16 protein-coding genes and 4 tRNA genes are annotated in these 21,360 nt (G+C 41.3%); 13 read left to right on the forward strand and 7 right to left on the reverse strand.

Annotation, left to right across the window (positions count from 1 at the left end):
- Positions 1-44: 44 nt before the first annotated feature.
- On the reverse strand, positions 45-1,955 hold the full coding sequence (htpG, locus tag AN214_RS14775; protein ID WP_054980431.1) for a molecular chaperone HtpG: 1,911 nt from the start codon (positions 1,953-1,955) through the stop codon (positions 45-47).
- 277 nt (positions 1,956-2,232) lie between these two features.
- Between htpG and AN214_RS14780 the strand changes: the two genes are divergently transcribed.
- Positions 2,233-3,354, forward strand: coding sequence for a hypothetical protein (locus AN214_RS14780; RefSeq protein WP_054980432.1), 1,122 nt, complete (start codon positions 2,233-2,235; stop codon positions 3,352-3,354).
- 58 nt (positions 3,355-3,412) lie between these two features.
- Positions 3,413-4,015, forward strand: coding sequence for a recombination mediator RecR (gene recR, locus AN214_RS14785; RefSeq protein WP_054980433.1), 603 nt, complete (start codon positions 3,413-3,415; stop codon positions 4,013-4,015).
- Positions 4,016-4,084: 69 nt separating this feature from the next.
- On the opposite strand, the gene AN214_RS14790 is transcribed toward recR, so the two are convergent.
- The 3 genes from AN214_RS14790 to AN214_RS14800 form a co-directional block, all read right to left on the reverse strand.
- Complete coding sequence (locus tag AN214_RS14790; protein WP_054980434.1) at positions 4,085-4,759, reverse strand: hypothetical protein; 675 nt, start codon at positions 4,757-4,759, stop codon at positions 4,085-4,087.
- Positions 4,752-5,087 (reverse strand): PadR family transcriptional regulator, encoded by a 336-nt coding sequence (locus AN214_RS14795; protein ID WP_234004701.1) that lies wholly within the window; start codon positions 5,085-5,087, stop codon positions 4,752-4,754. The genes AN214_RS14790 and AN214_RS14795 overlap by 8 nt, the downstream gene beginning before the upstream one ends.
- 255 nt (positions 5,088-5,342) lie before the next feature.
- Positions 5,343-5,879: a hypothetical protein gene (locus tag AN214_RS14800; protein WP_054980435.1), complete on the reverse strand. Its 537-nt coding sequence runs from the start codon at positions 5,877-5,879 to the stop codon at positions 5,343-5,345.
- A 345-nt stretch (positions 5,880-6,224) separates the two neighbouring features.
- Here AN214_RS14800 and AN214_RS14805 point away from each other — a divergent pair, with 345 nt between their 5' ends.
- The 3 genes from AN214_RS14805 (at position 6,225) to AN214_RS14815 (ending at position 9,264) form a co-directional block, all read left to right on the forward strand.
- Positions 6,225-7,592 (forward strand): HAMP domain-containing sensor histidine kinase, encoded by a 1,368-nt coding sequence (locus AN214_RS14805; protein WP_054980436.1) that lies wholly within the window; start codon positions 6,225-6,227, stop codon positions 7,590-7,592.
- The gene (locus AN214_RS14810) at positions 7,592-8,941 is read left to right on the forward strand and encodes a sigma-54 dependent transcriptional regulator (RefSeq protein ID WP_054980437.1); all 1,350 of its coding nucleotides are present in this window, start codon (positions 7,592-7,594) and stop codon (positions 8,939-8,941) included. Before AN214_RS14805 ends, AN214_RS14810 begins: the two co-directional genes overlap by 1 nt.
- A gap of 80 nt (positions 8,942-9,021) precedes the next feature.
- Positions 9,022-9,264, forward strand: a complete 243-nt coding sequence (locus tag AN214_RS14815; RefSeq protein ID WP_054980438.1) for a hypothetical protein — start codon at positions 9,022-9,024, stop codon at positions 9,262-9,264.
- Positions 9,265-9,321: 57 nt separating this feature from the next.
- Here AN214_RS14815 and AN214_RS14820 read toward each other — a convergent pair whose 3' ends face one another.
- From AN214_RS14820 to AN214_RS14830, 3 genes are read right to left on the reverse strand one after another with little or no spacing between them, the layout of a single operon-like run.
- The gene (locus tag AN214_RS14820; protein WP_054980439.1) at positions 9,322-10,245 is read right to left on the reverse strand and encodes a class I SAM-dependent methyltransferase; all 924 of its coding nucleotides are present in this window, start codon (positions 10,243-10,245) and stop codon (positions 9,322-9,324) included.
- On the reverse strand, positions 10,238-12,253 hold the full coding sequence (gene uvrB, locus AN214_RS14825) for an excinuclease ABC subunit UvrB (protein WP_054980440.1): 2,016 nt from the start codon (positions 12,251-12,253) through the stop codon (positions 10,238-10,240). Before uvrB ends, AN214_RS14820 begins: the two co-directional genes overlap by 8 nt.
- An 8-nt stretch (positions 12,254-12,261) precedes the next feature.
- A complete protein-coding gene (locus AN214_RS14830; RefSeq protein WP_054980441.1) occupies positions 12,262-13,644 on the reverse strand; it encodes an MATE family efflux transporter in 1,383 nt (460 codons plus the stop codon).
- A gap of 1,325 nt (positions 13,645-14,969) precedes the next feature.
- Between AN214_RS14830 and AN214_RS14835 the strand changes: the two genes are divergently transcribed.
- The 8 genes from AN214_RS14835 to rsxC all read left to right on the forward strand — a co-directional run bounded on the left by AN214_RS14835 (position 14,970) and on the right by rsxC (position 21,359).
- Positions 14,970-15,046 (forward strand) — tRNA-Asn (locus tag AN214_RS14835).
- A gap of 20 nt (positions 15,047-15,066) precedes the next feature.
- Positions 15,067-15,143 (forward strand) — tRNA-Asn (locus AN214_RS14840).
- 28 nt (positions 15,144-15,171) lie between these two features.
- A tRNA-Asn gene (locus AN214_RS14845) sits at positions 15,172-15,248 on the forward strand.
- Between the two features lie 21 nt (positions 15,249-15,269).
- Positions 15,270-15,346, forward strand: a tRNA-Asn gene (locus AN214_RS14850).
- Between the two features lie 197 nt (positions 15,347-15,543).
- The gene (locus AN214_RS14855; protein ID WP_054980442.1) at positions 15,544-17,475 is read left to right on the forward strand and encodes an EAL domain-containing protein; all 1,932 of its coding nucleotides are present in this window, start codon (positions 15,544-15,546) and stop codon (positions 17,473-17,475) included.
- 191 nt (positions 17,476-17,666) lie between these two features.
- Entirely contained in the window at positions 17,667-18,248 is a 582-nt protein-coding gene (gene rsxA, locus AN214_RS14860) for an electron transport complex subunit RsxA (RefSeq protein ID WP_010559829.1), read from the forward strand.
- Positions 18,249-18,803, forward strand: a complete 555-nt coding sequence (gene rsxB / locus AN214_RS14865) for an electron transport complex subunit RsxB (protein ID WP_054980443.1) — start codon at positions 18,249-18,251, stop codon at positions 18,801-18,803. It begins immediately after the preceding gene.
- A gap of 9 nt (positions 18,804-18,812) precedes the next feature.
- A complete protein-coding gene (gene rsxC, locus AN214_RS14870) occupies positions 18,813-21,359 on the forward strand; it encodes an electron transport complex subunit RsxC (RefSeq protein WP_054980444.1) in 2,547 nt (848 codons plus the stop codon).
- Position 21,360 lies beyond the last annotated feature (1 nt).

Genomic DNA, 21,360 nt, shown 5'->3' on the forward strand with positions numbered 1-21,360 from the left:
AACAAAAAAGGGCGCTTAGCGCCCTTTTCTTTTAACCAGATTGGTTACTTGCTTAAATCTAACATTAGTTTGTTTAAGCGAGATACAAAGCCTGCTGGGTCTTTCAAGCTGCCACGCTCTGCAAGTAATGCTTGGTCAAACAGTACATCAGCCCATTGTGCAAAGTTGTCTTCATCTAGCACATCATTTAAGTGCTTAACAAGTTGATGCTCTGGGTTTAACTCAAACACTGGCTTAGTTTCAGGTGCTTGTTGACCGATTTGCTCCATTAGCTTTTGCATTTGCGAACTCATGTCGTGTTCATCGGCAACAACACAGGCTGGCGAGTCTGTTAAACGGTGAGTAAAGCGCACTTCTTTCACTTTATCACCCAGCGCTGTTTTAACACGCTCAATTAAGCCTTCTACTTCTTTTTCAGACGCTTCTTGCTCTTTCTTGCTCTCTTCATCATCCAGATCACCAAGGTCTAAATCACCACGGGTGATTGATGTTAGCTGTTTACCATCAAATTCCGTCAGGTGACTCATCATCCATTCATCAACACGGTCAGAAAGCAGTAACACTTCAATGCCTTTCTTACGGAAGATCTCAAGGTGTGGCGAACTTTTCGCTGCTTGGAAGCTATCAGCCACAACATAATAAATCTTATCTTGGCCTTCTTTCATGCGCGCAATGTATTGTTCAAGCGATACATTTTGTGTCTCAAGATCTGAGTCAGTTGACGCGAAACGAAGTAGCTTAGCAATGGCTTCTTTGTTTGCCATATCTTCAGCTGGACCTTCTTTAATCACTTGGCCAAACTCATTCCAGAATGTTTGATATTCTTCTGGTTTATTTTTACCCATACGATCAAGCATTTTAAGTACACGCGATGTGCAGCCTTTACGAATTGCTTGCGTCACTTTGTTGTCTTGTAAAATTTCACGCGACACATTAAGTGGAAGGTCGTTTGAATCTAATAAGCCTTTAACAAAACGTAAGTAGTTAGGCATAAACTGTTCAGCATCATCCATAATGAATACACGTTGCACATACAGTTTTAAGCCGTGTTGACGGTCGCGATTCCACATATCAAATGGCGCTTTTTTAGGAATATAAAGTAGGCTTGTGTACTCTGTTTTACCTTCTACTTTATTGTGAGCCCATGTTAGTGGCTCTTCCCAATCGTGACCAACGTGCTTGTAGAATTCTTTGTATTCTTCATCAGATATTTCTGATTTATCACGAGTCCAAAGCGCTGTTGCTTTATTAATTGCCTGCCACTCACCAGGCGTTGCTGGAATTTTCTCGCCATCAGGACCTTCTGATTCTTCCGTTGGCGCTTGATACATTTCCACTGGAATTGATACGTGATCTGAGTATTTAGTTACGATTGAACGTAAACGGAATTCTTCTAAAAATTCTTTTTCATCGTCACGTAAGTGCAGAATAATTTCGGTACCACGCTCAGCTTTTTCGATATCCGCTAGCGTATATTCACCTTCACCTTGTGAGTGCCATTCAGTTGCCTGCGCTTCACCCGCTTTACGAGTACGCACTGTCACACTATCAGCAACGATAAACGCTGAATAAAAGCCTACACCAAACTGACCAATTAGTTGTGAATCACGTGCTTGATCGCCCGTTAAGTTCTGGAAAAATTCAGCCGTGCCTGATTTTGCGATGGTACCAAGTGAACTAATCACTTCTTCGCGACTCATACCAATACCGTTATCTGAGATAGTTACGGTGTTAGTATCTTTATCAGCGCTAATACGCACGCGTAACTCGCCATTACCTTCGTAAAGGTCGTTATTCTCTAGTGCGAGAAAGCGCAGTTTATCTGCGGCGTCGGATGCGTTTGAAACAAGTTCACGTAGAAAAATCTCTTTGTTTGAATAAAGAGAGTGGATCATAAGCTGTAGAAGTTGCTTTACTTCGGTTTGAAAACCAAATGTTTCTTTCTGGGCAGACATTGAAAACTCCGTCAAAATCTTAGGTTTTTGCTATAGTGCAATTTGATATAGGGTTGAGTTTCTAGATTTCAAGAGTAAACGTTCAAATCCGAAATAGTTGCCGAAATTAAGCGCAATTAGATTTACACTTGTTTTAAATATTCCCCGTAAACGATACAATCACCAACTACGCTGTATTGAGTTAATTACAACAATGACAATCGCAATTCGTACTCTGATTTTTATACTAATAATTTGTTGCACAGCCTTCGTTTATTCAGCAATCCATAATCGCAATGTGCAATTAAATCATTTTGATTTTCTCTCAAGTCATCAAATTTTGTCGCTGGAAAAAAAGCCAGCGCTCAACGATTGGTATTTTTTTGCTTATCCATTTAACAATTATCGCTATGGGCTATCAAACAAGGAAAAAGTTGATGGTAAATCGAGCGTATTTCTAATTAACAAACTGCCTAGCAAAGAGGGTATTGCAACCATTAAACAAACGATTGATGCTACGCCATTTGAAAATAAAAAAATTGAGGTATCTGGCTACGTGAAAGCCAGCAATTTAGACGGTGAGGCCTTATTGAGACTTTATTTAATTGATAATGAAGACAGCATTACTCGCCGCGCTGAAGCTAAGTTTATTGGCACTAAAAGCGACCTTGAGTGGCAGCGTTTTTCAGTAGTTGCGGATATTACGTCCGACATATCGGCATTGTCATACTCAGGTGTACTCCAAGGCTCAGGGCAAGTGTGGTTCGATAAATTTGAAATTAACGAGGCACCACATGATGCAAAAGACACGAGCACCCCTTTCGGTTATGTTAGGCCAAAAGATGATGCCCCCAGCGAAGACCGCACCAAATATTTAAATATAGTTGGTTACAACACAACGCCATTTGGTAAATTTACCCTAGGGCCTCAATCTATTGATCTATCAACTTGGAAAATCAGTGACGAACTTGATGGTGAATACCAAGCGCGAAATGATGGCGACACCCTATTGCTCGAAAGTGTAATTGATACCCCTGACTTCGGTGTGCTGTTAAAACGATTTGACTTCGATGCAACACGTGCCAAAAAAGAAAACGTCACCGGCATCACCTTTCGCGCACAAATTAAACACCAATTTGTTAAGTCCATGGCAAGTATTTGGATGCGCATCGAAGACAAAGACAATAATTCCCTAGCATTTGATAACTTACGTTATACGAGTAGTGGTGGAACAAGAGACTGGCGCGACATTGAGGTAACACTCCCCATTACAGATGAAGCCACCATAGTGTCGTTTGGTGCCTTACTTATTAGTAAAGGTAAGCTTTGGCTACGTAATCCACAAATTGAATATACCTACGAGCCTATCGCACGCAATACACAGTTATTAGCAAAGCCAAGTAATCTCAGCTTTGAATAATTGGCTCATTTAGTAACTTAGTGTATGTTATAGCAAAATTGGAAAACTCAAACTCCTTATGAAATTAACATCAGGCGTAAGCCAACTTGTTGAAGCCTTGCGCTGCTTGCCTGGCATCGGCCCAAAATCAGCGCAACGTATTGCATTTCACCTGTTAGAGCATGATCGCGATGGTGGTCGTCAATTAGGTCAAAGTTTAACGTTTGCAATGGAAAACGTCGGCCATTGTAAAACTTGCCGAACTTTTTGCGAAACCGACCAATGTGATATTTGCTTAAGCACAAAACGCCAAGATTCAGGTCTGCTATGTGTCGTTGAGTCACCAACGGATATTCTAGCGATTGAGCAAACGGGGCAATTTCAAGGCCGCTATTTTGTGTTAATGGGTCACTTATCGCCACTTGACGGTATCGGACCAATGGAACTTGGTTTGGATGTATTTGAACAACAATTAAAGTCGGGCACCATTGAAGAAGTTATCTTAGCGACAAACCCAACCGTAGAAGGTGAAACAACGGCGCATTATATTGCTGATATGTGTGCTAAAAATAGCATTAGTGCTTCACGTATTGCCCATGGCGTGCCAGTTGGTGGTGAACTTGATTTAGTAGACGGTATGACACTCTCTCATGCGTTTTCAGGCAGAAAGAAAGTCAATTAGCCTGAACGAAGTTAAAACAAAAAAGCCCGCAATGCGGGCTTTTTTTGTATCAACGCTAGCGTAAATTTTTTAGTCTAGTAACTTAGATTCAATTCGTTGCGCTGCAACATAACAAATCAGTTTAACAATAGCACCGTAGTAAAACGTCAAAATTGATACCGCAAATGCGGGCCCAATTACACTGCTAAACTCTTGTGCACTAATATTTGATGCCATTGCTACCCAACCAATCAAGGTCGTAATGCCGCCACACCACAAAGCAGAATTTCCCAGTACCGAAAAAACACGCTTTGATTGCACAAGTTCTCGCTCACTAAAGCTTCTTTCATCACTTACCACGCAACCAAATGCAAAGGTAAACTCTTGCCAAGACGTAGCAGCAATAGCAAAAAAGATAGCTGGAGGAAACACCAACATTGCAGATGGCACATCAATAAACGCGGTTACATCCGCACCCATAACCATGCCAAATACCATCATCGACATAAACACAATTAGACTTAAAATAAACATGATTAACCCTCTTTGAGTTGTTGGCATAAAACGGTAGGCTAGATTAAACGTCTGCTGCCAATACCAATATTGAATTGCAATCGGCGCGAGGCCTTGTTGTTGTTTTAAATAATACGTTTCTTCTAAATCGCCAATTACCGCATCGCGTATTGACGCAGGTAAGCTCCAGCTCAATAGTTTATTTGCCAGCACCATTTCGTGTTTGTTTTTAAGCGGAGATGAACTATGCATAACGTGCTAACTTACTTAACTGCACACCTTGCCATAAGGTATCAAGTGCATTTTTAGCACGATTAAGTGCCTGCTTTCCTTGACCGGTTACGGCATAAAACTTCTTTGCTCTACCACCTCGTTCAGCAATCGCTTCCCCTTGCGAACTTGTTAACAAACCTTTTTTTTCAAGGCGTTCCAAAGTGGTATACAAGGCCCCTACACTCACATCGCGATCAATTGCTTCAATGAGCATATCGCGAATAGACACCCCGTATGCATTGTCATTGAGTTTTAAAATGGCAAGCATCACCATTTGTTCAAACTCACCTAGAAACTTCTCTTTCATTGCTATTTAAATATATTATTTTTATCACAATGTAGAATAAATAATTCAACCCGTCCAATTAATTCTACAATGTAGTATTAATATACGAATAAAGCGTGAGATAAGATAACCCGCATTAAAAGTAGTTTGTGCACCAAATTAATCTGAGTTGAGGTTAAATAGAATTTACAGATTCAATGAGTTATAGAAAATTGAACGCAAGTAATAAAGCCAAGCGTGGTTTTAACTGCTTGGCTTCCCTTGATGTATATTTTGTTATTTTTGACTTAGTATATTTTGCAACTCAACAATTTGCATCGGCGTTAAATCGGCCGTGTTCAAAAGGTGTTTTAACGCATGAAAAGGTCCATCCGATTCATCACCTTCAAATTTAAACTTAAATACTTGAGCCTGTTTTTCACCGTCACTCAAAACAAATACATTGCTACCGCTTTGTGACGACCAAGCTTCATCGGCGTGTATTTCGATATGCTTTTCAATATCGCCCTCACCACTTTTAAATGCAAATACCTTCAATCCTTCATCATTTTCAACCTCAAGGTTACGTAATAACTGACGCACCTTTTCTTGCTTTTCAGGTGGTAAACCCGCAACTGCATCTTCAATTTGCTGCTCACTCGGCTTGCCATCGAACTGTAACTTAATAGGCGTTGTTGCCCCATCACTTATCAATTCAATATCGGTTTTGTATTCAATAACTTTTACTTTTTTCTCTGTATCACCCGCCACCGCTGAAGTACATGCAAGTGCTAATGCCGCTAATGGTAAAAAACGTGTTTTTTTAAGTAACATAGTTAATTCCTTGTTTAATTGGTTTTGTTGTTAACTCTGTTTGTTTCTAAGGAATTTTCATGCCAAATGTATAATCACCTGATTTAAAATGATTTTTATATTTTTTGAACATTTTAAGGAAATTGATTTTACCTATATGCGGGTCGCATATCCTGATATCAGGAATTACAGTACAAAAACGGTGAACTCTTTTTTAAATGCTTAATTACATTTGATTCGTAACTATATAACTTTCAATGTGTTGTATAGCTATTCTTAATTTAGGTATTAGCTGATAATCTGGTACAAAGTTTGAATTAATATATGACCACGTGTTATTTACATTCGATAAAAAGGAAGCCGTCTTTGAGTATCAGAAAACTGTTAATTATCACTTTAGTGGTGTTGTTTGCCAGCGTCGCATTAATTCAAACGGCACTCACTATGTATTTTAAGCAGCAAATCGAAAGTGAAATCTTAAGTAAAAGTGAAGTATTAACAGAAAAAATATTAGCCTCGACCAAAGATAAGGTTCGTAAAAAGCTAATTGAAATTGCCCCAAAAAGTGGGGATAACAGCGATATGAGATTTGAATTTCATATCGCGTCAGAATCCGATAGCGATGCTCATGCAGCATCTAACGCGCACGAAAACAGTACCACGGTTGTAAAACGCCATGTGGTAATTGATAAAGATAACGAACGCAGTATTGAAATTATTAGTCAGAACGCAGAGCAGATTGAAGCGGTGTTTATGGCTGTAGACGACTTAGACAATATGCAAGTACATCGTCAAATTAGTACCGAATACCTTACCGACAGTGCGAGCTTTGAACGCTTTACGCAGTCAATTCTTTGGAGTATCGCTATTTCCTCTGCCCTTGCATTGCTACTGGCGCTTTGGCTTACCAACAAAATCACGCGACCAATTAATCAGCTAGTGCAAGCGATGGATGAGTTAGATAACGATAAACTCGGTATTCAAATTCCTGCAAAAGGGGTAACCGAACTTAAGCGTTGTGCACAGCAGTTTAATTCAATGAGCAGCAAACTGGCCGAATTCGCTAAAGTACAGCAACAAATAGAACAGAAAAAACACTTAGCGCAGCTTGGTGAATTAAGTCGCGGTATTGCCCATGCACTTCGTAACCCAGTTCACACCCTAAACTTAACCATAGACCAATATTTTAAAGCACCCGAAACAGAGCGCATTAAACTAGAACAGATTGCACATACTAAAATCGAGCATATTGATAAAAATATTAATGCACTTTTAACCCTCTCCAAAGATAAAGTCGACAGAAGTACAGAAGTACCACTTGCTGCAGTACTTACGGATATAAAGCTCGAACTATTATCAGAAAATATACCCATTAACATCAATTGCGATAACAGTATTAAACTCGTTGGCCTCGAGACCGAAGTGCGCAGTATATTACATACGCTTATCGTCAATGGTATTGAATCAGGCGGCGAAAACAACGTTATTGATATTGATGTAAATACACATGAAAACTCGGTAAACGTTGATATTAATGACAAAGGCAAAGGTGTAAATTCAGCGATTCAAGATCAATTATTCCAACCGCATGTAAGCGACAAATCAGATGGTGCCGGCATCGGCCTTTATCTCGCTAAACAGATTATCAATTTATATTACGCGGGCGATATTCAACTTATTAACACCAGTCAAAATGGTAGTCACTTTCGCGCAATGTTTAAAAGAGAAGTTTAATGGAAAACGTACATATTCTATTGGTGGAGGACGATACTGCTCAAAATGAGTTAATCGCTGCAATGCTAAGTGCTGAGGGGTTTACCGTCACAGCGACATTTAGCGTGGAAGAAGCGATTGGGGCGCTTAAAGCTGATAATCGCATTAGCTTAATTTTTAGTGATTGGAAACTGGGCCAGTTAAGCGGGCTTGAGTTGTTAGAATTTACGCGAAAAAACAACTTTCCCGTGGGTATTGTCATTGCCACAGCCTATGGCTCAATTGATCATGCAGCTCTTGCCATAGAAAAAGGCGCGGATGACTATTTAGCAAAGCCATTTCAGCGCCAAGAGCTATTACTTGCACTCGCCAAAGCAAATAAAGCAAATCAGTTACGTTTAACCAACCAAACGCTTAATAATCAACTGAGCCAACAAGACAGCATGGTCGATTTGATTGGCAGTGCTCCCTGTATACAAAAGGTATTTCAACGCATAGAAAAAGTGGCTTCCACTAACGCAACTGTTTTAATTAGTGGTGAAAGCGGCACCGGAAAAGAGCTTGCTGCGCGTGCGCTTCATAAAATTTCACCGCGCAAAAATAGCCCCTTTATTGCCATTAACTGTGGCGCAATTCCTGAATCCATTGCCGAAGCTGAATTATTTGGCGCCAAAAAAGGGGCTTTTACTGGTGCTAATCAAGACAAGCTCGGTAAATTTGCCGCGGCCGACGGCGGTACGTTATTTTTAGATGAAGTGGCGGAGCTTAGCCCGCAATTACAAACTAAACTACTGCGCTTTTTACAAGAGGGGGTGATCACCCCGTTAGGCTGTCACCAAGAAGTAGCACTTGATGTGCGTGTGATTGCCGCAAGCCATAAACAATTATTAGCACAAGTTGAAGAAGGCCTTTTTCGTGAAGATTTGTATTATCGCTTAAACGTTGTGCCTATTCATATGCCTGCGCTGCGTGAGCGAAGTGAAGACATCGGCAAGCTTATTCACTACTTTAAAGACAAATTTAGCCAGCAATATGGTGTGGTTATCGAACCATTAAGTGCACACACGTTAAAACAGTTATTAAACTACCCGTGGCCTGGTAATGTTAGACAGCTATCAAATTGCATTGAGCGTTACGCCCTACTTGGCGATGAAGACGAACTATTTGAGAGCCTTACACACGAAAACGGGCAACTCCAGCAAGGCGATAAATATACCCTGCCAAATGAAGGAATAGATTGGCATCAGTTTGAACGCGATATTTTATTGCAGTCGCTTAAACGCTGCGAAAATAATAAAACTGCAGCCGCAAAATTATTAGGGCTAAGTTACAAAGCCTTTTTATATCGACTCGAAAAACACCAAATTTGACCGCTTATCATTAAATTTCACATTGCGTAGGTTTTTGCATTAAGCTAAAAGCCACATTTACTCGAAGGTTAGGAGCGACAATGAGTGGCACAACGATGATTGTAATGATCGTGTTTGTCTCAGTAGGTTTTGGCGTATTGGCAGATATGTACAACAAGCACATTAAATTTAAAGAGAAGACGTTAAAACACAATCAAGCAAGTGATGCACAAACTGAAGATTTAAAACAACAAATCACCAAGCTAACTGAACGTGTTCAAGTACTCGAAAAAATTGTAACGGACGATGGCTACCAAGTAGCGAAAGAAATCAATAAGTTATAAAAAAAGCGCTAAGTATTTTACTTAGCGCTTTTTTTGTTTCGCATAGTTCTACTTATTTTATGCTAGACGATAAACCAGCGCTTTTAGATTTGCGCCATCTGGTTCTTCAAAACGTGGAGCCGCTGGCAGCCGTTCAACAAAGCTCAGTCGTCCTTCAGTGGCGTCACTGACCATCTCAATAAACTGGTTTTCTGAAACATCGGGGCTGTTAGCACATAACAATAGCTGCGTGTTGCTGTGACATAAATCAGGCAAACGGCGTAAGATTTTTTGATAATCTTTGGTTAGTACGAAACTACCTTTTTGAAAACTCGGCGGATCAACTACAATTAAATCAAACGGTGCGGCTTTTTTTAATTTACCAAATGACTTCAAAATATCGTGAGGTAAATAACTAATATTTTCTGCCACGTTATTTAGTCGATGATTATCAGCCCCCGTACGCAACACTGATTTATTCATATCCATATTAATAACTTGTTGAGCGCCACCTAATTTAGCGACAACCGAAAACGCACAGGTATATGAAAACAAGTTAAGTACTTTTGCATCGTGACTATTATTTTTAACAAACGCCCTGCCCTCACGCATATCAGGAAAAATACCCGTATTTTGCGTTTTGGTTAGTTGTACCCAATATTTGGTGCCAAGCTCTGCGACTTCAAAGCGGTCTTGCACCTCACCAAACGGCACAGATACTTGCGTATCACGTCCGGCACGGTACTGAAACACAAGCCCTTTTGCGTCAAATCCAGCAGCTTGCTGCGCTTGCCAAACTGCATCAGTTAATGCATTTTGCGTTGCTTCATCAATTGGGTTGTAGCACGCAAGAAATAAATACGGCGGGTACCAATCTAAATTGATGAAATTAGTTTCACCTTGGCTATCACCACGGCCATGATAAACACGGCACACTTCATCGTTAAACGGTGCGCCTTTAGCAATAGCGCTTAGTAAATTGGTTAAATCGATATTAGGCATTTATTAATTCTTGATGTAATTGTTGAATTTGATCTCGTACGCTTGCTGCCTTTTCAAATTCAAGGTCACGGGCAAACGCCAGCATTTCAGATTCAAGTTGTTTGATTTTCTTGTTAATTTCATCGGCTGATAAAATTTCAGCAGTCGCTTTACTAACCGTTCTCTTACTTGCTTTGGGCGTATCATCAACTTGCTCACCCACGTCCATAATGTCGGTGATTTTCTTATTCAAGGCTTGTGGTGTAATGCCGTTGTCTACGTTGTATTGATGCTGAATACTGCGCCTACGTTCTGTTTCGTCAATTGCGCGCTTCATTGAATCGGTTATTCGGTCCGCATATAAAATTGCGCGGCCGTTAATGTGACGCGCAGCACGACCTATGGTCTGGATAAGCGAGCGGGTTGAACGCAAGAAGCCTTCCTTGTCAGCATCTAAAATCGCCACCAAAGACACTTCAGGCATATCTAACCCTTCACGAAGCAAGTTAATTCCGACCAGTACATCAAATACACCAGCACGTAAATCACGAATAATTTCAACGCGTTCAACGGTATCGATATCAGAGTGAAGGTAACGCACTTTTACATCGTGATCATTTAAATAATCAGACAAATCCTCAGCCATGCGCTTGGTCAGTGTGGTAACTAATACACGCTCGTTAAGCTCAACACGTTTATAAATTTCAGACAATAAATCATCGACTTGCGTTCCGACTGGGCGAATTTCAAGTTCGGGATCTAATAAACCTGTTGGACGAATAACCTGCTCGGCTACTTCGTTATTAGAGCGTTCTAATTCATAATCCCCAGGCGTTGCCGACACATAAATCGTTTGTGGCGAAATCGCTTCGAATTCTTCAAACTTTAACGGACGATTATCAAGTGCCGATGGTAAACGAAAGCCATACTCCACAAGGTTTTCTTTACGACTGCGATCACCACGGTACATTGCACCTACTTGCGAAACGGTTACGTGTGATTCATCAATGATCATTAACGCTTCGTCTGGCAAGTAATCAAGCAATGTCGGTGGCGGCTCGCCAGGCGCCCGACCCGATAAATAACGCGAGTAGTTTTCAATGCCTGAGCAATATCCCAGCTCACTCATCATTTCAATATCGTATTGGGTGCGCTGTGCCACACGCTGCTCTTCAACTAAACGGTTATTATCAAGTAACTGTTTACGACGAAGTTTAAGTTCTTCTTTAATGTTATCAATGGCAGCAAGAATTTTCTCACGCGGCGTCACATAGTGGGTTTTCGGGTAAATTGTGGCGCGAATAATATGCCTTTCCACAGCGCCAGTAAGTGGATCAAAAATGCTTAAGCGGTCCACTTCGTCGTCAAACATTTCAACGCGAATAGCCATGGTTTCAGATTCAGCAGGGAAAATATCAATTACTTCGCCGCGCACACGATATGTGCCACGTTGAAAGTCAATGTCATTGCGGGTGTATTGCAGTTCAGCAAGTCGGCGCAGTAAGTCACGCTGATCTATGGTGTCACCTTGTTTTATCAGTAACATCATCTTTAGATAGGAATCAGGATCGCCCAAACCGTAAATAGCCGAAACTGATGCAACAATAATAACGTCTTGTCGCTCAAGCAACGCTTTGGTCGCAGATAAACGCATTTGTTCGATGTGGTCGTTTATTGAAGCGTCTTTCTCTATAAAGGTATCACTTGCAACGACGTACGCTTCTGGCTGGTAATAGTCATAGTAAGAAACAAAGTACTCCACCGCATTTTCAGGAAAGAACTCTTTCATCTCACCGTATAGCTGAGCAGCTAGGGTTTTGTTATGCGCCAAAATAATGGTCGGGCGATTTAGCTCTGCAATAACATTCGCCATGGTAAAGGTTTTACCTGTACCGGTAGCACCCAGTAAAGTTTGGTGGGCCAATCCTGCTTCGAGTCCATCAACTAGTTGCGTGATGGCAGTTGGTTGATCGCCATTGGGTTTAAAGGGCGATACCAATTTGAAATCTGAAACATTTTCTTTACTCATATTTCCCTCTAAACAGTGTGTGGCACAATACTATTATGGCATTTGGTTAACTGCTTTTTAAACCATGTGTATGAAACACATGCAGTGAATAAGTTACCCACTAACGCACCAATAAATAGCCCTTGTAAGTCGCCGATTAAACTACCGACATAGGCAAATGGCAAATAAAACACAAATAAGCGTACAATACTAAGCACCAGCGCGTGCATTGGCTTGTGTAATGCGTTTAATGATGAATTAGTTAAAATTATAATACCCTGCAAACCGTAGCCTAACGGTAAAATGTAGATAAACAGTTTTATCACATCGATAACACTTTGCTCTTCAGCAAATATATGGCTTATCACACCACTTAACGCGATAAGCACTAGGTAAATAACGAACTGCCATATAAGTACAAACTTCAGGCTCGCCATATAAGCTGCCTCAACACGGTCGTAACGATTTGCACCGAAATTTTGGCTAATAAAAGGTGGTAGTGTCATAGAAAGTGCTAACACCACAATACTGGCGATTGATTCGATACGACTTCCCACACCAAATGCCGCCACCGCATGCGCGCCATAGCTTGCGACAATCGCAGTCATAATTGCCATTGCTATCGGCGTTAGCATATTTGCACTGGCTGCTGGTACGCCAATTTTTAGCATTTTTACCGTTGCAGTCATTACACTTTGCTGACACTTTTCCCAGGCCACAAGTTTGCGCTTAATAATCAGTAGATAAAGAATAAAAGCAACACCAAATGACCACGCAATAACACTCGCAATCGCAGCACCTTTAATGCCCATGGCAGGCACTGGTCCAAAGCCAAAAATTAAGATAGGGTCCAAGATTGCGTTTATCACCCCCGCCCCGCCCATAATAATGCTGGGTGTTTTAGTATCGCCACTGGCACGCAAAACGGCGTTACCAATCATTGGGGTAATAAGTAGCGCGCTGCCGATAAACCAAACCGTCATATAATCACGAATATAAACCAGCAGTTCTGGTGTCGCGCCAAGTAATGTAAAAATCGGAGTAATCAGTAAATAGCCAATAAAAGACGTCACCACAACTAACAATGCAGACACGATTAATGCGACTGCACCATCGAAACGCGCTTCAGCGTGATTATTTGCACCAAGTGCTTTAGCAATTATTGCCGATGTGGCGATACTGAGGCCTATTGCAAGGCTGATAACCGTAAATGTAACCGGAAAGGTAAAACTAATTGCAGCAAGTTGTTCTGTGCCCAACATACTGACAAAAAAAGTATCGACAATATTAAACAACATTAAGGTGATCATGCCGAAAATCATTGGCACGGTCATTTTAACAAGTGTTTTTTCAATCGGCGCTTCGAGAAGCGATGCGGCGCTATTTGCTGATTGCGATTTAGACTGTTGCATGAGGACCCTTATATAAGCACCGCAACATTCTAATGAAATGAGCGCGTTGATACCATCGCAAATTAACTTTTTACAAACCCGCCCAGCCAATGTAAACAAAAAGTAAACCAAAAGAATTCTACATTTACATTTGATTTATATAAACACACTGATATTCCGATAGATACTCAGTTAGTAACAGCTAACAACCACTGCTCCGACTAGTTTTTACACAACAACTTGCGCAATAAATATACCGAGATTATATTTCGAACAATTTTCAACCAAAAACCATCAAATAAATTAAACCATTGAATTTATTAGTAAATATTTTTTGTTTGAAAACTATTGCATTTCTCTTACAACCGATAAATAAAGGGCTTGGTTATGTTCTCAAAGATTCATAAACAGAGTTATCCACAGATTTAGTGGATAACTAAATGTAGCCCTTTATTAATCAGCGATTACAAAAATAAATATGTCATAGAGTGCGCTAATATCAGTATCAAAAAAATTGCCAAGAAAAATATTGGTACTTTTGCACTAGTGATTAATTCATTAATCGTTAGGTAAATTAAAATAGTTATTATTAGAACCGATTGTGCGTTTTATTTGCTTTTGTATAAGGCGATTTATAATCGAGCATGTCTTTTTATTAGTGTCTGATAATCGAGAAACATACTTTTTAAGTTCCTAATCACACTTAGAGTCAAACTGGGTATAGCGTATTGCTTTTTAGTATTACACGTTTTTACTAGTTTAATTGTTCTGGACTTAATTCTATGTGTGATAAATATTAGTGCCTCTTTGTTTCTTTATACACTCGAGTTGGAGATGTATCGCCACAGTTTTGCATTAACCTGCCAATTCAGTGAAGAAAATAAGTCACAAAGTATTCATCAATGCTTTCTTTAGCATCTATATCTAAAAGCACAATTAAAAGTACGTGAACTTAAGTCTGCGTTTTATTGTGAATTCGACATTGTGAATTTGACTCAGTAATAAATAGCTTTTAGGTATTTACCGATAAACACTAATTACTTAAAACCGCTAAAAATAAAAACCAAGCTCAGGGTTTATATAATCAGTAAGCACAATTTTGAAGAAATAAAATGAACAGCAAGGTAGCGAGTGTCTAATTTTTAACTTTAGATACTTCATTTTAATATGTAATTTCCATCGTTCTTAAAAAGCTAATGAACAAATAACACACGAAAGCAGTTAAAAAACTAGCAAGTTGCACAACAAATATGCATTCAAACCACTTTTTTAACTTTCTTAATTAATAGTTGTTGACACTTCCCCATGCTGTCATTAATATTTCGCCCCGTTGAGAACAACGCCATTCCCCCTTAGCTCAGTTGGTTAGAGCGACGGACTGTTAATCCGCAGGTCCCCCGTTCGAGTCGGGGAGGGGGAGCCAAGTTCTTAGCATTTAACGATTCCCCCTTAGCTCAGTTGGTTAGAGCGACGGACTGTTAATCCGCAGGTCCCCCGTTCGAGTCGGGGAGGGGGAGCCAATCGTTAATCTACTTTAAGTATGCTTGTTCCCCCTTAGCTCAGTTGGTTAGAGCGACGGACTGTTAATCCGCAGGTCCCCCGTTCGAGTCGGGGAGGGGGAGCCAAAGCACACTGCCCTATTTAGTTCCCCCTTAGCTCAGTTGGTTAGAGCGACGGACTGTTAATCCGCAGGTCCCCCGTTCGAGTCGGGGAGGGGGAGCCAAATCTTACCTTTCTATATAACATTTTATTACCTTTATTAGACTTTTCTTAGAATATAACTTACCATTTCATAAGTGATTTTTTGTATTAGTGACAGAGTCTTGGTCTTGCATAGCTGACAAGTATGCCGATCTATCGTTGTCCCCTATTTCATTTAATACAATCTACCAATTAATACAGCGTGAGATAAGAAAAACCATGGCAGGATTAACTCGCTTTATTACAATCCAAGTATTTTTTTGCTTGCTTGCAACAGCACTTACTGGATATATGCTTAATTCAGCGTTGCATCAATATGCAAACTCGCAACAGTTAAAAGTGCAAAGAGCAATCGATCTCGAGCTCTCTCAAGTAACGACAGATCAAGATATCGAAGCATTCGCAAAAAGTATAAAATTACAGTACAACCTTGATAAATTAGTTATTAAAGACAAAGAAAATGAAACTATTTTCAGCAATCAAGGAAACTTAAGCTACCTGCCCTTTTTGGTAAAACACCTACAAGATTACAAACCGTTTATCCGTTCTCAACATGGTACGGGAAGCGATTTAGGCCTAAAAATAGAATTTACATTACGCCTACAGCAAACAGCTGAGATCGTACAAAACGCTTTTTTGATTTTATTTCTGATCATTTTAGTACTCACCCTTGTGCCTTTTATCACGTTAAAGCTAACGTTAATGCAAGCGTCAAATCGTATGGGCGATGCCATTTCAAATATGGTCGATAAGTACATTGAAAATGACAGTAAAGATGGCAAACTCGATTCATCGCTTGCAGATAACGCTGTAAGTAATATTTTTCCGAGCATTGTTCGTTTAAATGGCTTTTTAAAGCGCAAGCAAAAAGACATTGAATCCTCTGCCCTTGATATTAAACGCGAAGCCTACAAAGACACTGTGACAGGACTAGGTAACCGCAATTTATTTATTGAGCACTACGAACACCAAATTGAAAACGCCGACAAACCATGTTTCGGTACCCTTGCCGTTATTCGCTGTACTGAATTGAACTTGATAAACCAAACGCGCGGTTATCAGCAAGGCGATGAATACATTAAAGATGTGTCAGATCTCATCACCCAAGCTATTGGCACCTACTCTGGCAGCACCAGCTACCGCTTAAATAGCTCAGACTTCGCGGTACTGTTAATCAACGTGCCAATTAAAGAAGCAGAGAAGCTTGGCGAAGTACTGCAAAGTAAATTTACTGAATTTCAGCAACATGTTGAACTTACCAGTGTTGCAAATACCGGTATTGTGTCATTTGAAACAGGCAAGCCCCTCAGCCCATTATTGGCGCAAGTAGATACAGCTCTTAGCCTTGCGCAAAGTAAAACCACAAATGGCTACCATATTCAAAAAGAAAGCGACATTATTGATAACGTTTCAGCAAGTTTTGGTAATCAAAATTGGCGTCAAGTGATTGATGACGTATTAAACAACAATCGCATTCAGTTAATGATCCAAACCATTATGCCGACTAGTCGTAGTGCTAAGGCTTACTCTGAGATTTTCGCGCGTTTTAAAACGTCTGATGAACACATTTTGCCAACCTCTTCTTTCTTAGCAATGAGTGAAAAGCTTAATCAACACGCACACGTTGACCGTCTTGTTATCGAAGAAGCGATTAATGCTATTAAAACGCGTAACTTGAACGACCAGTTTTTCGGTGTAAATGTATCGGCTAAAAGTGCCCACGACGAGCAGTTTTCTATTTGGCTTGAGCGTCGCTTGTTAAAAGATAACGCCATTGCCGCTAAGTTAATTTTTGAAGTGAGTGAATTCGGCTTACAGCAGAATGTAAAAGCATCAAAACGCTTTATTGATATGATCCACCGTGTAGGTGCACGTATTACCGTTGAACGTTTTGGTGTTGGCTTAACCTCATTTAAATTTTTCCGCGATTTAAAACCTGATTTTATTAAAATGGATGCAACCTACACGCGCGGCTTAGAAGAAGATAAAAACAACCAGTACTTTATGCGTTTAATGGTTGATTTGGCCCACCGCATTGGCGTTACTGTACTTGCCGAAGGTGTCGAAAGCCAAGAAGAAAAACACATTATCGAACAGCTGTGTTTAGATGGTGCACAAGGCTATTACATCGAAAAGCCGAAAGAGATTTAATTTACACCATTTAAAAAGGGGCGTTATCGCCCCTTTTTAACGCCATAATTACCTTTTGTTTAAATTTCACACTAAACACCCCACACTACCTTAACAATTGAAACTGAATGAGATTTGTTTAACGGAATAAGTTGAGCTTTAATCCGAAAATTTGGATAATAAGCGTCAAATGTAGCGCATATAAGATTTCAATGACCGAATACCTACTGTTACTCATTGCCACAGTATTAGTAAACAACTTTGTTTTGGTACAATTTTTAGGCCTGTGCCCGTTTATGGGTGTGTCTGGTAAGTTGGATACCGCAATTGGTATGTCTCTTGCGACCACTTTTGTACTCACTTTGGCATCAGTCACCAGTTACCTCGTAAATCAATATATTCTTATACCGCTCGAGCTCACCTTTCTGCGCACTATGAGCTTTATTTTAGTGATCGCAGTTGTTGTGCAATTTACCGAAATGGTGGTACGTAAAACCAGCCCGACATTGTATCGCTTACTGGGTATATTCTTACCGTTAATCACCACCAACTGTGCAGTACTTGGCGTAGCATTATTAAACACCCGTGAGCAACACTCATTTTTACAATCGGCAATTTACGGCTTTGGCGCCGCAGTCGGTTTTTCATTGGTACTTGTTTTATTTGCCGCAATGCGCGAGCGTTTAGCGGCAGCGGACGTACCAGCCCCATTTAAAGGCGCGTCTATCGCCATGATCACAGCCGGTTTAATGTCGTTGGCATTTCTTGGCTTCACCGGACTGGTAAAACTGTAAATGACTTTATTCTATGCCCTGCTCGCCTTAGGCGGTTTAGCGCTGTTATTTGGCGCAATTCTTGGCTTTGCAGCAATTCGCTATAAAATTGAAGGCAACCCTATCGTCGAACAAATCGATGAAATACTACCGCAAACGCAATGCGGTCAGTGTGGCTACCCTGGCTGTCGCCCTTATGCAGAAGCCATTGCTAACGGTGATGACGTTAACAAGTGCCCACCGGGAGGCGAAGCAACAGTACAAAAGCTCGCGGATTTAATGGGGGTTGAAGCCAAACCGCTTGCTGGCGGCGAAGAAAAAGAACCGATTAAAACGGTTGCCTACATTCGAGAAGATGAATGTATTGGCTGTACTAAATGCATTCAAGCGTGTCCTGTTGATGCCATTGTCGGCGCAACACGCCAAATGCACACGGTATTAATTGACGAATGTACAGGATGCGATCTGTGCGTTGAACCTTGTCCGGTAGACTGCATCGACATGGTGCCCGTTAAAACCACAAGTAAAAACTGGAAATGGGACTTACAAGCCATTCCAGTAACAAATATCGATTAGAGGTTGTTGGTGGAATCTATTTTAGAACAAATTGAACGTGGTAAGCTTTGGTCGATACCGGGTGGTGTGCACCCTGCCCCGAATAAAGCGAGTTCAACACAACAACCAATTAAGCGCTTGCCGTTACCTGAAAGTTTAACCATTCCGCTTAAGCAACACATTGGCGATAACGGGCGTTTGCTCGTTAAAACGGGTGATCGTGTATTAAAAGGTCAAGCCTTGACCGAACCCGCTGGCCACTGGAGCGTACCTGTACACGCGCCAACCTCTGGTACTATCAGCGAAATCGCGATGAAGCCAACCACACACCCAAGTGCATTGCCTGAGCCGAGTGTCGTATTACTACCAGATGGTGAAGACACATGGTGTGAACTATCTCCATGGCCTGACTTTTATGCCAAATCTGACCAAGAGATTGTAACCCGTATTCACAATGCAGGTATCAGTGGTATGGGCGGTGCGGGTTTTCCTGCGTATGTTAAAGCCCAGCCTAAAAATGAAATTGAATTTCTAATCATTAACGGTGTTGAATGCGAGCCATATATCAGCGCCGATGACATGCTGATGCGTGAGCATGCTAGCGAGTTAATTAAAGGCATTGAGGTATTACGCAAGCTTTATCAGCCAACCAAGATTCTAATTGGCATTGAAGATGATAAGCCTGAAGCGATCGCTGCACTGAAAAAAGCGTGTGAAAATGACCACTATACACAAGTATGTCCGGTGCCAACTAAATACCCATCGGGCGGTGAAAAGCAACTTATTCAGCTGTTAACGTCAAAACACGTACCACAAGGTGGGATCCCATCTGATATTGGTATGGTGGTACATAATGTCGGCACTATTTTCGCTATTTATCAGGCCATATACGAAGGCAAACCGCTGATTGAGCGTGTTGTAACGGTAACGGGTGAAACAATTTCAACACCCGGGAATGTTTGGAGTTTACTCGGTACACCAATCAAGCTCTTGCTCGAACAAAGCGGCTTTCAGCCACAGCAGTGGCAACGTGTAATTATGGGTGGTCCAATGATGGGCTTTACCTTACCGAGCGTACGCCTTCCAATAATAAAAACAAGTAACTGCGTGCTCGCGCCGAGCGAACATGAAATGCCGATGCCCGGTGAAGAAAAAGCCTGTATTCGCTGCAGTGCGTGCGCCGACGCTTGCCCTGCTACGCTACTACCACAGCAGCTACAATGGTTTGCCAAAAGTAAAGAATACGACAAGTTAGAAGAACATAACTTATTTGACTGCATTGAATGCGGTGCGTGTGCCTATGTGTGTCCAAGTGAAATTCCACTGGTGCAATATTACCGTGTTGCCAAGGCAGAAATTCGTCAAGAGCGCGAAGATAAGATTAAAGCCGAACGTGCCAAAGAGCGTTTTGAAGCACGTAATGAACGTTTGAAGCGCGAACAAGAAGAACGCCAAAACCGACACAAACGCGCGGCAACACGAACGAACGATGACGCTAAGTCGAAAGTTGAAGAAGCCTCGAAACGAGTTTCGTCAAATGATAAAAGTGCAGCTGTTCAAGCAGCTTTAGCGCGCGCTAAAGCAAAACGTTCAGATAATGGTGAGCCAGATAATTCTGAAATGGCAAAGCTGCGTGAAGAACGAAAAGCACAAGCTCGCGCATATAAAGAAGAAAAACCAGCAGCGACAAGTAAAGACAGTAAAAAAGATGCCGTTGCAGCTGCAATAGCACGTGCAAAAGCGAAAAAAGCTGAGCAAACAAACGAGCAAGATATAAAAGATAATACGAGCGACCCGCGTAAAGCAGCCGTCGCCGCAGCCATTGCACGCGCCAAAGCAAAGAAAGAAGCGAAAGGCTCCGATGACGTTGCCAATAATGGCGCTACTAATGAAACGGACACATCGAGCGATAACGATCCACGTAAAGCCGCTGTTGCGGCTGCTATTGCTCGTGCAAAGGCTAAAAAGGCTGCACAGCAGGCTGAAGAACCATCAACTGAAGCGTTTGATGAAACCAAAACTCAAGACGCAGATGAAAGCGCCAGTGATGATCCGCGTAAAGCCGCTGTTGCCGCTGCTATCGCTCGTGCAAAAGCCAAAAAGGCTGCAAAGCAGGCTAAAGAATCACCAGTTGAAGCGCTTGACGAAACCAAGGCTCAAAACGCAGACGAAAGCACCAGTGATGATCCACGTAAAGCAGCTGTTGCCGCTGCTATCGCTCGTGCAAAAGCCAAAAAGGCAGCAAAGCAGGCTGAAGAATCATCAGTTGAAGCGCTTGACGAAACCAAAGCTCAAGACGCAAACGAAAACGAAAACACCAATGATGATCCGCGTAAAGCCGCAGTCGCTGCTGCGATTGCTCGTGCAAAGGCCAAAAAAGCAGCCAAGCAAGCGGCTGAGCAAAACGACATACCACAATCTAACGATAACGATGTGGAGCAACAAGATAACCTAGCTGCAGTTGAGACAACTGAGAAACCAAAACTCGATGCTGAAGCGAAGAAAAAGGCAGCGATAGCCGCTGCAATCGCAAAGGCTAAAGCCAAAAAAGCGCAACAAGATAAAGGGTCGGAATAAC

This window comes from Pseudoalteromonas sp. P1-9, assembly GCF_001399975.1.
Classification (GTDB): domain Bacteria; phylum Pseudomonadota; class Gammaproteobacteria; order Enterobacterales; family Alteromonadaceae; genus Pseudoalteromonas.

Excerpts from the sequence above, each read along its gene's own strand:
- AN214_RS14795 (WP_234004701.1), bottom strand. The coding sequence starts at position 5,087 with ATGAAAGAGAAGTTTCTAGGTGAGTTTGAACAAATGGTGATGCTTGCC.
- AN214_RS14820 (WP_054980439.1), bottom strand. The coding sequence starts at position 10,245 with ATGCCTAATATCGATTTAACCAATTTACTAAGCGCTATTGCTAAAGGC.
- rsxA (WP_010559829.1), top strand. The coding sequence starts at position 17,667 with ATGACCGAATACCTACTGTTACTCATTGCCACAGTATTAGTAAACAAC.
- uvrB (WP_054980440.1), bottom strand. The coding sequence starts at position 12,253 with ATGAGTAAAGAAAATGTTTCAGATTTCAAATTGGTATCGCCCTTTAAA.
- AN214_RS14855 (WP_054980442.1), top strand. The coding sequence starts at position 15,544 with ATGGCAGGATTAACTCGCTTTATTACAATCCAAGTATTTTTTTGCTTG.
- recR (WP_054980433.1), top strand. The coding sequence starts at position 3,413 with ATGAAATTAACATCAGGCGTAAGCCAACTTGTTGAAGCCTTGCGCTGC.
- htpG (WP_054980431.1), bottom strand. The coding sequence starts at position 1,955 with ATGTCTGCCCAGAAAGAAACATTTGGTTTTCAAACCGAAGTAAAGCAA.
- AN214_RS14800 (WP_054980435.1), bottom strand. The coding sequence starts at position 5,879 with ATGTTACTTAAAAAAACACGTTTTTTACCATTAGCGGCATTAGCACTT.
- rsxB (WP_054980443.1), top strand. The coding sequence starts at position 18,249 with ATGACTTTATTCTATGCCCTGCTCGCCTTAGGCGGTTTAGCGCTGTTA.
- AN214_RS14830 (WP_054980441.1), bottom strand. The coding sequence starts at position 13,644 with ATGCAACAGTCTAAATCGCAATCAGCAAATAGCGCCGCATCGCTTCTC.
- AN214_RS14815 (WP_054980438.1), top strand. The coding sequence starts at position 9,022 with ATGAGTGGCACAACGATGATTGTAATGATCGTGTTTGTCTCAGTAGGT.
- AN214_RS14790 (WP_054980434.1), bottom strand. The coding sequence starts at position 4,759 with ATGCATAGTTCATCTCCGCTTAAAAACAAACACGAAATGGTGCTGGCA.
- AN214_RS14810 (WP_054980437.1), top strand. The coding sequence starts at position 7,592 with ATGGAAAACGTACATATTCTATTGGTGGAGGACGATACTGCTCAAAAT.